The sequence below is a fragment of the Secundilactobacillus silagei JCM 19001 genome, from assembly GCF_002217945.1.
Taxonomy (GTDB): Bacteria; Bacillota; Bacilli; order Lactobacillales; family Lactobacillaceae; genus Secundilactobacillus; species Secundilactobacillus silagei.
Window position 1 is genome coordinate 34,966 of sequence record NZ_BCMG01000012.1, and the last position, 15,577, is coordinate 50,542.

Consider the following 15,577-nt stretch of genomic DNA (forward strand, 5'->3'; position numbering starts at 1 on the left):
CGTGAAAATTGGTGTTTTAGCACTTCAAGGTGCGGTCAGCGAACATGTGGATATGTTAACGGCTTGCGGCGTCACCGCACGTCCCGTTAAAGAACAGCCGGATCTTACCGGTCTCGATGGACTGGTGATACCCGGTGGTGAAAGTACCACGATGCGCAAGCTGCTGGTTCGTGAACAGCTGTTATCCCCAATAAAGACACTGGTTCAGCAGGGCTTCCCAATCTTTGGCACCTGTGCCGGACTGGTTCTGCTCGCCCAGCCGGAATCGCTGGACGGCTTGAATGGTACGGTAGTGCGTAACGGCTTTGGCCGGCAGCGTGAAAGTTTTGAAACGGCGCTGACGGTTAAAGGCTGGTCAAAACCGTATCATGGTATTTTTATCCGGGCACCGTACTTGTCTGAAGTAAAGCAGCCGGCAGAAGCATTAGTCACGTTAGCGGATGGGCAAATCGTCGCTGCTCAGCAGAAAAACGTGCTGGTCACGTCGTTTCATCCGGAGTTAACGTCAGATCCGCGGTTCCACCAGTATTTTATTGACCAGATGGTGGCAAAGCGGTCGGATCAAGTGAATTAAAATGATATAGCTTAAATGATTAGTGCCCAGTTTCATCATTTTTTGATGAGATTGGGCACTTATTTTTAACCATTTATTTTCCTTATAATTCCCCGGTTCTTGATGATCAACAAGACACCCCAGACAATTGCGATGAGTCCAATGACCAAGAAGTAGGCCGCTTCATGACCCTTGGTATAAAAGTTGGCGGCAATGGCTGACAGACCGGACCCGGCAGCTTGCGAAAGGGTGAAGATGGTCATCATTTGCGTCATGAATGCGGTGGGGGCGACCTCACTGGCCATGGCCCGACCAACTGGAGACGTGAAGGTTTCACCGGCCATGATCAGCGCGTAAAAGATGACGATCCATAATGGCGATACTTTAACGTTAGCCGGAAACAGGGACACGGGCAGCACCATAAATAGTGGCCCGGCGCCCCAAAGTAATAGACCAATACCAAACTTTAAGCCGTCATTGGGCTGATGAGGTCCCAGTTTACCCCATATTTGGCTGCTGATGGTGCCAAACAAAACGGCAAAAACGGCTGGGAACGTTTGAAAGCTGGCAGCGGAGAGGTGGATTCCCCAGACGGTCAAATTAACGTGATCCAGCGTATAAAGTGAGAGGATCCCGGTTGCCTGGCCGGAAACCAGCATGCTGATGCTCGTTCCGATCAGGAAGATACCATATGTTTTGACGCGACTGGCTTCTTGATGAGTCACCTTGGAACTGCGGACAATTTTAATCACGTATCCCACTGGTAAAACGATGCCAATAAGACCGACAGCACCGCTGAAACTTTTGGCGGTCAGCCAGCCTAAGCGGATGAGTATTCCAACTAAAATGATGACTACCGCAGTGATTCCCAGTAACCTTTTTGCTAACAGGCGGCGTTCTGCCGGCTGCATCGGGTCTGGCGGTACCATACCGAGATCACCGAAGTAACGGTGGTTCAAGAAAATGTAGGGCAGGGTCGTCAGTAACAGGACAACGACCGCCACTAAAAAGCCGGCGTTGTAGCCGAACTTCAGTGCCACGGCACCAGTAATGATTGGTCCCGCCGCACCCACGTTATTCATGATGTAAATCAGGGTAAACGCCGTATTGCGCATGGTCCCCATTTGCCGATAGATTAGGCCTACCAAGGCGTAGAGGCTTTGGCCGGTGATGCCAGAAGCGATGATCTGCAGGGCTAGGCTTATGAAGAACAGGGGCAGCCCGCCATGGGGCACGACCAGTAGTGAGATGGCTACGGCATTCAGCAGGGTCCCGTACAGGTACGGTTTCCGCAGCCCGACCAGTCGATCAGCGGCATAACTGCCAGCGATACCAGCGAAGTAGCCTAGTGAGGAGAACACCGCCATGATCTGGGTAGCGGTGATGCGGTCAATTCCCAGACCGCCGAGATGCAACGGTTCGTAAAGATATAGAATCATGATGGCGCTGACGGCGTAGGTAGCAAACCCAGTGCCTAGTGCGCCTAATGCCATCAGCCGAAATGCCTTTGGCTGTTTTGTAATGATGCCGTTTTGTTTTGACAATATGTAAGATCCTCTATGTTGCAGATTTTTGTTAACCAATCATAATACCACAACTGCGAACTTCGAGGACAGGTTGCTTCTTTTGTGTTAAATAAGTTACGCGCGCATTAAATCTCGAAAACTCCACTCGATCAATGCGTGATCCAGCTTCACTGCCAAGTTAACATCTTCGGCACTGATGGCATCTAAAAGTGCCTGATTGCGTTTAATAAACTCAGCGTTGCCACCGTCTTTGCTATTCCATTCGGCCAACTTTAAATACATCGGCCGAAAACTATTAATGATTAACGGATAGACCTGGTTTTGGGAGGCTAGCGCTAGGGCATGGAAGAAGTCAAAGGTGGTTAGCGACCAGTCTTGAATGGTGTTGCTCTGCTTAAATTGATCTAAAGCTGCCTGAGCTAACCGCAAACTGGGCTTGTCTTGGCGCTTTGCAGCTAACGTCACGATGTTTTCTTCAGTGACCTGGCGAAATTCGTAAATTGATTGGAGCAGTGACGGCTGGTAGTAGCCGCCATCAAAGGAGACGACTTGATTCAACGTTTCCAGAGTGCCTTCAGAGCGATAATCGGCCACGACAGCACCTTGCCGTGGCTGAATGTGGATGAAGTGCAGCTGCTGCAGTCGGCTTAACCCGGTATTAATAACGGAACGACTGACATTCATGCTTTCTGAGAGTTCCCGTTCATGGGGCAGTTTTTCGCCAGGTTTTAATTGACCAGCGATAATGGCATTTTTAATTTGCGTAACGAATAAGTCAGTCGCGCTGGGTGCTTCGATTGGTTTAAATTTCATGAGGACACCTTCTTGTATTGGTCATACCAGATACCAAGAACCATTTTAGCACCGAAAATGGAAAAACGGGTAAATGTGTATTTACTCACAAGTCGAAATTCTATACCCTGTAATTAACTTAAATATATGGAGGAATTTAACATGGAAATTGAACACGTAACCGTGATCGGCGGGGGCATTTTGGGTAGCCAAATTGCTTATCAAATCGCTTTTAAGGGACTGAAAGTTGTTCTGTATAATCACAATTCAGTAGAGAAGGCTAAACAGCACGTTCAGCAGTTAAAAGCAGACTATCAGCGTGACTTAAAAATCACGGCTGGTGCGTATGAAAAGGGACTGGAACAACTCAGTTATTCGACTGATCTGGCGGATGCAGTCAAAGATGCCGATTTAGTGATCGAATCAATTTCTGAAAAAATTGCGGTCAAACAAGCGTTTTACGAATCCTTAGCGAAGGTTGTGCCAGCTAAGACAATTATTGCCAGCAACTCATCGACGTTATTACCTAGCCAGCTGAAAGATTTCACTGGTCGGCCAAAGCAATATCTGCACATTCATTTTGCTAATCAGATCTGGATCCGGAACACTGCAGAAGTAATGGGCTCACCCGAAACTGCTCCTGAAGTCTTTGATCAAGTAGTGGCCTTTACCAAGACCATCGGCATGGTGCCGATTCCGTTGAAGAAGGAACAGCCGCGTTACGTGCTTAATACCATGCTGATTCCGTGGCTAAATTCCGCTTTGATCCTCTGGGCTAAAGGCGTTGCGGAACCGGCAACAATCGATAAAACCTGGATGATCGATCTGGGTGTTGCAGTAGGGCCCTTTGCCGTCCTTGATGCGATTGGGATGAAGACCCATTACAACATCGTGGTGACTGAGGCTGAGGCTACCGATAATGATGATCTCAGGTTGGTCGCTAAAAAGATGAAGGAACGCATCGATGCCAACAAGCTTGGCCCAACTACCGGTGAAGGTTTCTATCACTGGCCTAACCCAGAGTTCATGACACCCGATTTTTTAACTAAATAGACGATTAATAGGCGCAATCCCATGTTGAAAGTTCATGGTATCGCGCCTATTTTATGGCATTATTGAAAGAATCCCGTATAAGTGATAACTTATATAATTTTAACAATTAGTGAGCATATCAGCGTGTGTTTTTACGCGTTCATGCTAATATAAAAAGCAATTATAGGAGTATGGTGCTGTTAACTAGGAGTAGTTAAATGTGAATGGGGGATTCATTATGTCCACGACGAATAGGGAAACCAGGATACTTTTATTAGTGGTGATGGTGATTGTATCTGTGTTTTGGTTTCCAGTTAAAGGTGTCGCTGCAATTACGCCGGCCAATCCTTACCGGTTTAAAACCGCGCAGGCAACGGTTCATCTATCGGTTGATGCCCACTACAATAACATCTGGCGTAAAGCCATCGCAGCTTGGAATAGTAAGGGCGTGTTTGAATTTAAGATTACTCAAAGTTCAACTGCCCAAATTAATATTTTATCCATGCCAGCCGCTTTAAAAAAACCTAATCTGACGGGACTGACCTACGTTTATCATGATGAAAATGGCGTGATCACTAAAGCAGATACCTACTTGAACAATACGGCACTGACAGCGTATCGTTATACGGATACGCAACGAGTCAACGTTGCGGAACATGAACTCGGCCATACAATGGGACTGGCGCATAATCCAAGTCAGAAAAGTGTCATGTACTATGAAAACCGGTATTATCCGATTCAGCCGGTAGATGTTGCGGCAGTTCGGGCCCACTACCAGCAGACGGCAACGGTGCCACCAATGCCGGCAGCACAGCAGATGGATACGTTCACACGAACTGGCATACGGCGGCCAGAATTACTTAATCACCTATGTCCAGTTCTGTATCCGATTCGGGGATTAGATATGCAGATTATGACGTATGATTAACTTAAAAATGAAGCTGTGACAAAACTCGGTAGATTCCAGAATTTAACCCCAAAAATGCTTGTTCCGGCGAACTTTGTCGGGACAAGCATTTTTGGGGTTAAATGGCCGGAATCTGAGCTTTGGCACGTGATTAGACTATATAGAAGTATTGAATAAATAGACATTTTCTTGCTATCTTCAGTTAAGAAGTCAGTTGAAATACTTACCAATATCGACTTAAGTCACAAGCCTATTTATTTTAACTATTTTGCCTGTTAATGATGTTCCCATAGCATACTGATCAGTTCTATTAGTGCAAAGAATACAGCGGAACCACTTATACCTCTAAGAAAGAGTAGCCAGTAATGAAAGAGGTAGAGCTGACCAGTTGTAAACAGGTCAATGGCACCCTTAATTAGGATTAGAACAATCAAGAGAACCAACATGAGTAGCAGATCAAATAGATAGCTACTGATGTGTTTACGCCAATTCATAATGGTTTTCACTCCTTAACTAATCTACTTTCATACTATCAAGGACAGTTAAATCGAGTCAATCATCACCACAAACGGGATTGTATATTAACGATGTGAGAACTCACTTAATGCCCTGAATCACCAATTTCAAAATATCATCTAAGGCTTCTTTGCCCTGTTTCTTCTCATCTTGAAAGAAGTGATTGCGGTCGTTTAAGACGAAACCGACAAACACTGACATTAAGGTTCGCTTGTAAAGCTGAATCTGATTCGGATCAGAAGTCACACTGGTTAACAGTCGCTGGAGAATCTGGATGACCGCGCGAAACGACTGGTCTAAGGCTTCCGAACTTTCCTTACCCGGCAAAAAGAGCACTTCGTAAAACTGATCGTACTCCACACTAAAGGCGTAGAAAATCGTAAAGTAAGCTTCAATTGCTGGTTTACCCGTTAAGCCCAAGATGCCTTCCAACAGCCGATCCTTTAGGGATTGAAAAAGTGAAATACTCATATTGGTTTTGACTTCATTTAAATTACTGACGTGATTATAGAGTGATTGGGATTTGATACCCAAAGCTTTGGCAATTTTGGGCATAGTTAAACTGGTCAGCCCATCTTGTTTAGTGATGGCAATGGCACTTGTTGTGATTGATTCGGTACTAATTCCGCGATGCTGCATGTTATTCACCTCAAATACAGTATAAATTAAAAAAAACCATTTCACAATTACAAGATAACGTGTTAAACTACATTCTAACAAATTAATACTTCATAGTGTAGTTTAAGGAGACGCGGAATGAATAATCAAGCAAAAGCGGTCGATGTAAAAAGCAAACCATATAGCCGAATGATCCTGGTGCTGGTCATGTCGCTAGGCAGTTTTACCACCACGATGACCGTCACCATGTTACTGAATGCTTTTCCTAATTTAATGAGTGCGTTTAATATTTCAGCCGATACCGTTGAATGGCTGACGAATGGATCAATGCTGGTGCTCGGTGTAATGGTGCCCATCAGCGCGTTTTTGATCAACAAAGTACCAACCAAAACGTTATATCTTTCGGCACTGGTCTTTTTCAACGTGGGGCTTGCCATGAGTGCGGTTTCCACGAACTTTGCCACGCTACTGACTGGGCGATTGATTGCCGCGGTAGGCGTGGGGGTCATGGCACCGCTGATGCAGACCACGTTACTGGTGATCTTCCCGGTTGAAGAACGGGGAATGGCCATGGGGCTCAATGGTCTGGTGGTGGCGTTAGCGCCCGCGGTGGGGCCAACGCTTTCTGGCTGGCTGCTGCTGCATTATTCGTGGCGGATGCTGTTTTGGGCAATCTTATTGCTTGGGGTACTGGTCTTTGTTTTGGCGCTGTTCACCATGCGTAATGTGTTGCCGAACACGGCTGCCAGTCTTGACGTGATATCGGTCATTGAATCCACGTTAGGCTTTGGCCTGTTACTATACGCCTTTACCGAAGTTGGGACTTGGGGCTGGACTAGTATTGAATTCTTTACCTATTTAATAATTAGTTTGTTAGTGATCCTATTGTTTGGTTACCGGCAGCTTAAGCTTGATAAACCAGTCTTAGATCTGAGCGTTTTAAAATCTAAAAAATTCACCCTTTCAATCATTATTGTGGCGATCAACTATGCCGCCATGATCGGGGTTCAAACCTTATTCACGTTGTATATTCAACAGGTTCGCGGCGAATCAGCTTTTCATGCCGGACTACTGCTATTTCCAGGGGCCATTGCCGTGGCCATCACTTCGCTGATTTCCGGCCGGACGTTTGATCGACTGGGGGCCAAAGGGATGGGTGTTGCTGGTTTTACCTTGCTGATTGTCGGCAGTTTAGCCATGACGCAACTGGACGCGCGATCATCATTGGTTGTGATCATGACGCTTTACGCCGTGCGGATGATTGGGATTGGCCTAGTATTGATGCCGATCACGACTTCTGGAATGAACGAACTGCCCATTAACAAAATGGGTGATGGGACCAGCGTGAACAACACCCTGCGGCAAATTGCCGGGGCGGTTGGGACCGCGGTTTTAATGAGTATTTTAACTAATCAAGCTAAGCAGAACCTACCAGGTAAGCACGTCTTAAAAGCGACTCCGTTGAAGTACAAGCATTTAGCGGATAATGCTGTACTGACAGGCTATCACACAGCCTTTCTAGTTTGTGCGCTGTTCTGTATTTTAGGGCTCGTTTTAGTCATGTTCTTGTCCAATAACAAACAGCAAAAGGAGGGAGAGCAAGCATGATCTACATTTTCCTATTTGTCGTGATCACGTTATTTTGTATCAGTGCCGTGGCGATGTTTTTGAATAAACGCTATATCGGCACCACTCTTCTGACGCTGTTATTGGTGATCGGTTCCCTTGGGTTGATTGCTAAAAACGATAATGATCATCTAGGAATGCACGTGACTGAGGAAACGACCACTCAAAAATTGGCCAGCAGCTATCACAGCCCATTGCCATTCCTAGTGTACAAACAGTTAGGGACCACCGATCAGATGAAAGAACGGGTGTACAGCTATCGGGTTGCTGGACAATCAAAGCGGCAGGAAACGAAACTCGACCATTTTAAGATTCAGGTCACTCGTTCTAATCAATCCGGTGATCACGCTAAGTTAGTAAAGACGGTCAAACAGTATCAATATAAAAATAATCTGTGGCACAGCCTTTTTCTAGGCAGCAAGGCCAAACGAACCAAATCGACCAGCTACGTTTTTGAAGTGCCGCAAGACTGGTTAGTATTAGAGAGTAAGCAAGCAAAACGGTTACCAAAAGTTGCTAAGGAACTGCAAGTTCAGGCGACTCAAACTGGTGAACGAGAAGTTAAACAGCGGGTCACCCAACTTGTGACCCAACAAGTAAAAGCCCAAGCGCCAGCGGTAATTACCGCCCAGATGAAGGCGAAGGTCAGCGCTGATCCTTCATTGATGCAGGATCAAACGCAATTTCGTGCGCTGCAGCAGCAAGTGACTACGCAAGTCACGGCGAGCTTGACCCGTAAAGTAACGAAACAGGTTGAAGCTAAAGAGCTGCCTAAGATCAAGCAGCAAGTGACTGCTAAGGCTAAGTCTAAATTGATTCAAACGCTGCGACAGGAACTGGAATAACGAATTTAAAGAGTGATCAAAGTAAGGTCGGACAGCTATTTTGTGTCCGACCTTGCTTTTTTGACTTTGCTCCAGCCATTCGATATAGTTAGTGTACTAAACGATATTAAAAGGTAGTGGGCTCAACAATGAATAATTTTGGTTATCTGATCATGATTGTGGGCAAAAAGTTACGGTATCAGTTAAACATCGCATTGGAAAAAGAGGGGGTCACCAGCAGCCAGTGGGCGGTAATCGCGCAGATCAATCTGTCTGATAAACGGCTAACTGCTTCTGATATTGCGGATATAGTGGGGATGGATCGCGCAACGGTCTCTGGTATCGTTAAGCGGCTGGAAGCCAAACAGCTGATTGCAACTCAGCCTTCTAGTGAAGATCGGCGAGCTCGCGTTTTAACGTTAACAACTGACGGTGAAAAGATATTTAAGCACTGTGAGCGCATCGCAAACGTCCAAATGTCAGAATTTGTGGGCCCACTTAATCCAGAAGAACAGGAAACATTATTTCACTTATTACTTAAATTGGAAGAGGGACACAAGGTTGGATAAGATTCTTGTACTGGGTAGTACGGGTCATATTGGCTGGCCGATCGTTAAGCAGTTGGCAGCAGCCGATGATGTTGACGTGGTTGCAGGTATTTATCACACGGAATCAGCGGCCATGAAACAGCTGGGAGTTGAAACCCGGCACTTTGACTTTTTGGATGCCGGTACGTTTGAATCGGCTTTAAAGGGCGTCAATAAAATCTTCTTCGTTCGCCCGCCAGAATTGGCGAAACCTCAGAAAGATATGCTGCCGTTTTTGACGGCGGTAAAGCAGCATGGCATTGACCAAGTCGTCTTTGTCTCCTTAATTGGCGTGGAGAAGAATCCCATGGTGCCGCACCGGAAAATTGAACGGATGATCACGGAGATGAAGCTGCCGCACACCTTCATTCGGCCCAGCTTTTTCATGCAGAATTTATCTAGTACCCATTTGCAGGATATCCAGCAAAACCACGATCTATTTGTACCGGCGGGGCATTCTAAAACCAGCTTTATCGATGCTGAAGACATTGCTGCCGTGGCCGTGACGGCTTTGCGCGACCCGAAGTACCTTGGGCAGGCGCTGGAAATTACTGGTCCGGAAGCCATCACTTATAACCAAGCCGCTCAAATCATGACGACCGAATTAGGGGTACCGATTACTTACAGTAAACCCAGTTTGTTGAAATTCCGCCGCACGATGCTTCAGCGCGGGATCAAAAAAGAGTTCGTCAATGTCATGATCATGTTATACGTCATTACACAGTTGGGTAATGCCAAGACGGTCAATCATACGATTGAAACAATCTTACACCGGCCAGCGACGACTTTTACCGAATTTGTGCGGCGTAACAAGGCGCTGTTTTTAAATCAAAAATAAGCATAAAAAATGTATAAAAAAACACCGTGATGTGATATCACGGTGCTTTTGCTATTATTTACATGGTAAATTTAACTGCGGAAATGATTTTTTGATCAGCACCCACGATATCACCGTTGTGGTCCTTACCGTCAAAGATGATTGCCATCAGCTGTTCGCCGGCTTCTTGAACGGTCTTCATGAACTTGCCGGTTCGGTTATTGTTGATGTCAGTCGTGACACCGCCAGGGAAGATGCCATAGATTTCGACTGGTGCTTTTTCATTATAGAAGTCAATTGCAATTGATTGGATCAAGCCGTTTAACGCAATCTTGGAAACCCGGTAAGCGGCTGGGTTATAGAATGGTGTCGCAAAATTAGGGCCAGACAGGTTCACGATTTGACTTTGATGTTTTTTCAAAACGGGAACTAACTGCTGGATCACTTGTAAGGTACCCAGCACGTTCACGTTCCAAGTCGCCTGGTATTCAGCTGGCGTAGTGGCCAGAGTGGCTTTTTGCATATCACCAGCAATCCCTGCGTTATTGACCAGTAGATCGAGATCAGGGTGTTTTTCGGCAACGTAGCCAGTGGCCTTCTTAATTGAGTCCGCATCGTTTAAGTCGATCAAAACGTGGTCGATTTGATCTGGGTCAATGCCGTCAGCGACCAAGGTCTGCTTGGTTCGAGTGGCGTGGGCTTCGGTTCTGACGCCAAGAATCACGAAGAGTCCCTTGTGTGCTAACCGTTTCGTCAGTTCCAGACCAATTCCGCGATTGGCGCCAGTAATCAGTGCTTTTTTCATGAGTTTAGATTGCTCCCTTTTAGTTGTAATGATAAGTTATTTTTAACGTATTATACAACCCTGACAGGTAAATGGAAGCCCCGTTATGAGACATGCAAAGCATTCGTGTCGCATAGCCGATGATCGTGGGGTTGGCAACGCTATCATATGAATAAATAGTCAGATTTGCTTTTTTTAATCATCAGTTGGTGATAATATATTAAGGGTAAATGATACTCATAAGCAATTTTTCATTTTTAATTCGAGTTTGATTCTCGAAGAGCATATTGGTAAGATTTAACTTCGGGCGTAATGATTCGGTTGTCACCGGCATTACGCCCAATTTTAAATCAACTAATAATTTTGGTAAGTTGGAGAGGCTGTTAGGTAATGAAGCGAAAAGTAAAAAAGTCACCTGCGTTACGTCGTTCAATGACGGCGGGCCAAATGGAAATGATTTCCTTAGGTGGCGCGATTGGTGTTGGACTGTTCATGGGCTCCACTTCGACCATTAAGTGGACCGGGCCTTCCGTATTACTGGCCTATATGTTTGTTGGTTTGATTTTGTACATCGTTATGCGGGCGTTGGGGGAAATGATCTACGTCAACCCCGGAACTGGTTCCTTTGCGGACTACGCCACCGAATACGTGCATCCCTTGGCAGGCTATCTAGCCAAATGGGCGAACGTCTTCGAATACATCGTTGTGGGTATGTCGGAAGTTGTGGCGGCGACCCAGTACCTGCAATACTGGTGGCCGCACATTAATACCTTTACGGTGGGGGTCATCATCATCGCCTTTCTGGTAGCGGCCAACTTGGCCAGTGCCAAGGCGTACGGTTCACTGGAATTCTGGTTCGCCATGATCAAGGTGATTACGATCATCATGATGATTATCTTGGGCCTGCTGGTGATCTTCTTTGGCCTTGGTAATGGCGGCCATCCGGTTGGGTTCAGTAACCTTTGGTCTCATGGTGGCTTCTTCACCGGTGGCGTTAAAGGGTTCTTTTTCTCAATGTCGATCATCGTCGGCTCATATGAAGGAATCGAATTACTGGGAATCACGGCTGGTGAAGTTGCTAACCCGCAAAAAGCGATCGTTAAATCGGTTAAATCAGTTCTGTTCCGGATCTTGATCTTCTACGTTGGCGCGATTTTCGTGATCGTGACGATTTATCCTTGGAACCGGCTGAGCGCGATTGGGTCACCATTCGTATCGACCTTCGCTAAGGTGGGGATCACCGCAGCGGCTTCCGTGATCAACTTCGTGGTGCTGACCGCTGCCTTGTCCAGTGCCAACTCCGGTATTTATTCATCTAGCCGGATGCTGTTTAAGCTGGCACATGAAAGTGACGCGCCGAAGATTTTCGGCCGTCTGTCTAAGCGAGTGGTACCGGATGCGGCTATTTTAGGGATTTCCAGTGGTATTTTCTTAGGTTTCCTGTTAGATATTATCTTTTCAGCTTATAACAAGTCCACCTCGGACCTGTTCGTTGTGGTGTTCAGTTCATCAGTCTTGCCAGGGATGATTCCGTGGTTCGTGATTCTGTTGGCTGAACTGCGTTTCCGTAAGAATAATGCTATTGTCATGAAAGATCATCCGTTTAAATTACCGCTCTATCCGTTCTCAAACTACTTCGCGATGTTCGTGTTAGTTGTCATCGTTGGGTTTATGTTCGTTAACCCTGATACACGAGTTTCCGTTATCGTTGGGGCAGCAGTCCTAGTAGTGGCGACGCTCTTTTATGTCGTTCGTCACCGTAAGGGTCGATTAGATTAATAGTCATAACGTCAGTCTGATTAGCAGATTGGCGTTTTTTTGCGGCTTAAATTAAACAGATGTTATTTGATGTTTTAGGAATAAACGTTATTCAGACATTGCTTTATGCTTATATAGATAGTACACTAACTATGTAGTTAGTGTACTATCTATAATTTAAATATATCTGCTCACTTTAATGTTCATTATTAAAGACGACCCGTGCTCAGGACAACTGTTGCTGAGCGTCTTTTCGTGTGGTTCTCGTCTAGTGAACGTGAGCCACATTTTTTATGGGGAAGATAACGCTTATTGATAGTTCAAATATTGATTGAATGCAGGAGGATAGATTTTGAGACAAAGAAGACAGCAAAATATTAGGTTGCATTACAAGATGTATAAGAGTGGCAGAACATGGATCATTGCCGGTTTATTAGCCGGTTCAATGAGTTTCTTTATGATGCCTGGGGAAGTATCAGCGAAGACCGCCGTGCCTACTACGCAACAGGAAAATGTAAATAAGGATAATGTTAGTTCTAAACTGGGAGAAGTATTGTTAAATGGTGGCACCTCAACAACGGTGTCTGATAGTACTACGGCAGCGGATAAGGATGCTAGTCAAGCAGGGCTTCAACATCATTCTGAAAATGAACAGCAACCAAAAAAAACGCAATCTGCTCCAAGTGAAACAACTGATCAGGTTAAAGAAGACGATTATCAGCAAGACAATCGAGTTTATAACGCTGCCATGGCTAATTATCAGCAGCAAGAAAAGCAGTATCAGCTTAAAATGGTTAAATACCAGCAGCAAAGCAACCTTGATCAAGAGAAAAAAGGTCAATATGACCTTGAAATGGACAATTACCAGCAACAAAGAGAACTTAATCGAGCAGAGATTAATCAGTATTATCTTAATATGGAAAATTATTTTCAGCAAAAAATACTTAATCAAGCACAAAATAATCAGTACAATCTAAGAATGGCTGATTATCAACGAGAAAGCCGGCTTGATCAGGCAGAGACCAATCAGCATGCGCTTGATATGACTAATTACCAACGGGAAAGCGGTCTTTACGATGACTATTTGCAGGATAGTAGAGTCCTCACAAAGGAACAAAGTCTGTATACAAAAGATCAAGAAAAACTGGCGCTCCAAGAAGCGGACTACCAGCAGGATAGTAGAGTCTACAAAACGGCTTTAATTCTGTATGGCACTGATAACATCAAATACGCGCTTGATAAAGGTACATATTCAACAAGACTGAAAAACTATAATGATGAAATGCACCAATTAAGACAAGCAGGGATAACTGGTAAAAATTCATCAGAAATTATTCAGGATTTAACTTTAAGTCACGAACCAGGGGCAAAGATGACCATTACTACTAATGATCCAGCCAATGTTCAGGAAAATAACAAGGATGCTACGACATTTGATGACAAGGAGGGTGGTGATAGTAACGCAGAAGCAGATATGAGCATTCATATCAGTAACGCCCCGGATGCCAAAATTAAAGTCACCTATACCGGTTTGAAAAATAGTCGCTATCAAGGAACCAAAATTAATAAAATTGTGTTCAAGTTTAGTCAGATTAAAGCACAACAAGGTCATCCTTGGGTGACGTTAAAGTTGCTGAATGACCCACTAGATGGGTTTTGGTACTACGATATTAAAAGTTTGCGACTGGATGCTAACCTATATGGATTGGATAATAAGTTGATCAATATAGGTGATAACGCGCAATTAACCATTCATTCCTTAAACACATATGATACTAATCACCAACCATCACTTGTTGAAAAGGTAGCTTCTTTAGGAAAAGGTGATACCGCGGAAGCAATGATGGGTTCCAGTGTGACTGCACACAAAGATAATTCATTATATTCGGATGGTGATAATTCGGGTGGTAATAACGACCCAGCTTCTAGTTGGGATAATAATCTGTCTCCAAACGAAGGCTACGGAGCAGGGATCATTCATGTGAAGAGTGGTCATTTTGCGTTGAAATTTTCGACAGAGATTGCGCCAACGGTCCCTACTGTCAGAACGTGGGTAGAATTTACGACCCGAATTTTGAAAGTTAAAGGCATGCCAGAAATGCCAGGCAAGCCTAAAAGACCCATGCAATTTAATCTGAAGCCATTGACACCACCGCAACTGCCAAATAACCACAATGTACCGCGATTACTGACACCACCGACGCCACTTGGTCAGCTACCAAAGCTGTCGCAACAAACAAAACTGACGCCGCCTACACCTCCTACGCAACCGGTTCGACCCGTAAAGCCGGTAATGTCAGGTCACCCAGGCGGCCTACAGCGGTTCCGCAGCCAAGTGCCACCGGATGCACCGCACGTAATGCCAGGTCACCCAGGTGGCCTGCAGCGCTTCCGTAGTCAAGTGCCACCGGATGCACCGCATGTAACGCCAGCACCAAAGACGCCAACACCGGATGCACCAACACCAGATACATCGGTAACTCCAGACACACCGGAGCCAGCAACACCGGTAGCACCAGATACGCCGACAACGCCGGATACGCCAGAACCAGCGACACCGGTAGCACCAGATACGCCGACCACACCGGACACGCCAGAGCCAACGATAGTGCCAGACACACCAGAGAAAACGGTAACGGTCAAAGCACACACACCTGCTTCACCAGTTACCCCACTTGAACCAAATGTTCCAGAAAGAACAACGGTCCAGGGTACACCGACTAAGGCAGGTAAGCGCACATCAACAGGAACGCATGCTGTAAAGCTGATTACCTCTTCGGAGTTGGTGCCAACAGTACCCAAGGCTGCAACTAATGAAAAATCAGCAAGCTTGCCACAAACGAACGAACAAAGTAGTAGTCTGTTTGGGCTGATCGGTTTAAGTTTACTGTCATTAGCGGGTGTACTTGGACTTCGGAAGAAGCAAGAAAACTAGTTTTAAAGATTCTAAAATTGATTGCTTGACCAACTGAGGCTGTGACATAAGTCAATATTGGCAAGTATTTCAACTGACTTCTTAACTGAAGATAGTAAGAAAATAGCTATTTATTCAATGCTTCAATATAGTCTAATCGCGTGCCAAAACTCAGATTCCGGCCATTTAACCCCAATAATGCTTGTCCCGACAAAGTTCGCCGGAACAAGCATTATTGGGGTTAAATTCTGGAATCTACCGAGTTTTGGCACAGCTTGATTTTTATGTTTAATGGTACGATTCTGAAATTCCTAATCATAATC

At 45.3% G+C, this 15,577-nt stretch carries 13 protein-coding genes; 9 read left to right on the forward strand and 4 right to left on the reverse strand.

Annotated features, from left to right (window positions below; translation table 11 throughout):
- Position 1 precedes the first annotated feature (1 nt).
- Positions 2-574 carry a pyridoxal 5'-phosphate synthase glutaminase subunit PdxT gene (gene pdxT / locus CES79_RS10675; protein WP_054655837.1) on the forward strand — a complete coding sequence of 191 codons (573 nt, stop codon included), beginning with the start codon at positions 2-4 and terminating at the stop codon, positions 572-574.
- Between the two features lie 65 nt (positions 575-639).
- Here the strand turns inward: pdxT and CES79_RS10680 are convergent, their stop codons facing one another.
- Positions 640-2,097, reverse strand: coding sequence for a peptide MFS transporter (locus CES79_RS10680; protein ID WP_089137177.1), 1,458 nt, complete (start codon positions 2,095-2,097; stop codon positions 640-642).
- Positions 2,098-2,193: 96 nt separating this feature from the next.
- On the reverse strand, positions 2,194-2,892 hold the full coding sequence (locus tag CES79_RS10685) for a FadR/GntR family transcriptional regulator (RefSeq protein ID WP_054655843.1): 699 nt from the start codon (positions 2,890-2,892) through the stop codon (positions 2,194-2,196).
- A gap of 141 nt (positions 2,893-3,033) precedes the next feature.
- Between CES79_RS10685 and CES79_RS10690 the strand changes: the two genes are divergently transcribed.
- Entirely contained in the window at positions 3,034-3,924 is an 891-nt protein-coding gene (locus tag CES79_RS10690) for a 3-hydroxyacyl-CoA dehydrogenase (protein WP_089137178.1), read from the forward strand.
- A 217-nt stretch (positions 3,925-4,141) separates the two neighbouring features.
- Positions 4,142-4,831 carry a matrixin family metalloprotease gene (locus CES79_RS10695; RefSeq protein ID WP_089137179.1) on the forward strand — a complete coding sequence of 230 codons (690 nt, stop codon included), beginning with the start codon at positions 4,142-4,144 and terminating at the stop codon, positions 4,829-4,831.
- Between the two features lie 576 nt (positions 4,832-5,407).
- Here CES79_RS10695 and CES79_RS10705 read toward each other — a convergent pair.
- A complete protein-coding gene (locus CES79_RS10705) occupies positions 5,408-5,965 on the reverse strand; it encodes a TetR/AcrR family transcriptional regulator (protein WP_054655854.1) in 558 nt (185 codons plus the stop codon).
- A gap of 117 nt (positions 5,966-6,082) precedes the next feature.
- Here CES79_RS10705 and CES79_RS10710 point away from each other — a divergent pair, with 117 nt between their 5' ends.
- The 4 genes from CES79_RS10710 (at position 6,083) to CES79_RS10725 (ending at position 9,819) form a co-directional block, all read left to right on the forward strand.
- Entirely contained in the window at positions 6,083-7,552 is a 1,470-nt protein-coding gene (locus CES79_RS10710) for an MDR family MFS transporter (RefSeq protein WP_054655856.1), read from the forward strand.
- A complete protein-coding gene (locus CES79_RS10715) occupies positions 7,549-8,415 on the forward strand; it encodes a DUF4811 domain-containing protein (protein WP_089137180.1) in 867 nt (288 codons plus the stop codon). The genes CES79_RS10710 and CES79_RS10715 overlap by 4 nt, the downstream gene beginning before the upstream one ends.
- A 128-nt stretch (positions 8,416-8,543) precedes the next feature.
- The gene (locus tag CES79_RS10720) at positions 8,544-8,963 is read left to right on the forward strand and encodes a MarR family winged helix-turn-helix transcriptional regulator (RefSeq protein WP_054655862.1); all 420 of its coding nucleotides are present in this window, start codon (positions 8,544-8,546) and stop codon (positions 8,961-8,963) included.
- Positions 8,956-9,819, forward strand: a complete 864-nt coding sequence (locus CES79_RS10725; protein ID WP_089137181.1) for an SDR family oxidoreductase — start codon at positions 8,956-8,958, stop codon at positions 9,817-9,819. Before CES79_RS10720 ends, CES79_RS10725 begins: the two co-directional genes overlap by 8 nt.
- A 58-nt stretch (positions 9,820-9,877) precedes the next feature.
- Here the strand turns inward: CES79_RS10725 and CES79_RS10730 are convergent, their stop codons facing one another.
- Positions 9,878-10,603, reverse strand: coding sequence for an SDR family NAD(P)-dependent oxidoreductase (locus CES79_RS10730; RefSeq protein WP_089137182.1), 726 nt, complete (start codon positions 10,601-10,603; stop codon positions 9,878-9,880).
- Positions 10,604-10,972: 369 nt separating this feature from the next.
- On the opposite strand from CES79_RS10730, the gene CES79_RS10735 reads away from it, so the two are divergent.
- Complete coding sequence (locus tag CES79_RS10735) at positions 10,973-12,361, forward strand: amino acid permease (RefSeq protein ID WP_089137183.1); 1,389 nt, start codon at positions 10,973-10,975, stop codon at positions 12,359-12,361.
- A 331-nt stretch (positions 12,362-12,692) separates the two neighbouring features.
- Complete coding sequence (locus CES79_RS12730; RefSeq protein WP_133286368.1) at positions 12,693-15,275, forward strand: GbpC/Spa domain-containing protein; 2,583 nt, start codon at positions 12,693-12,695, stop codon at positions 15,273-15,275.
- Positions 15,276-15,577: the final 302 nt, after the last annotated feature.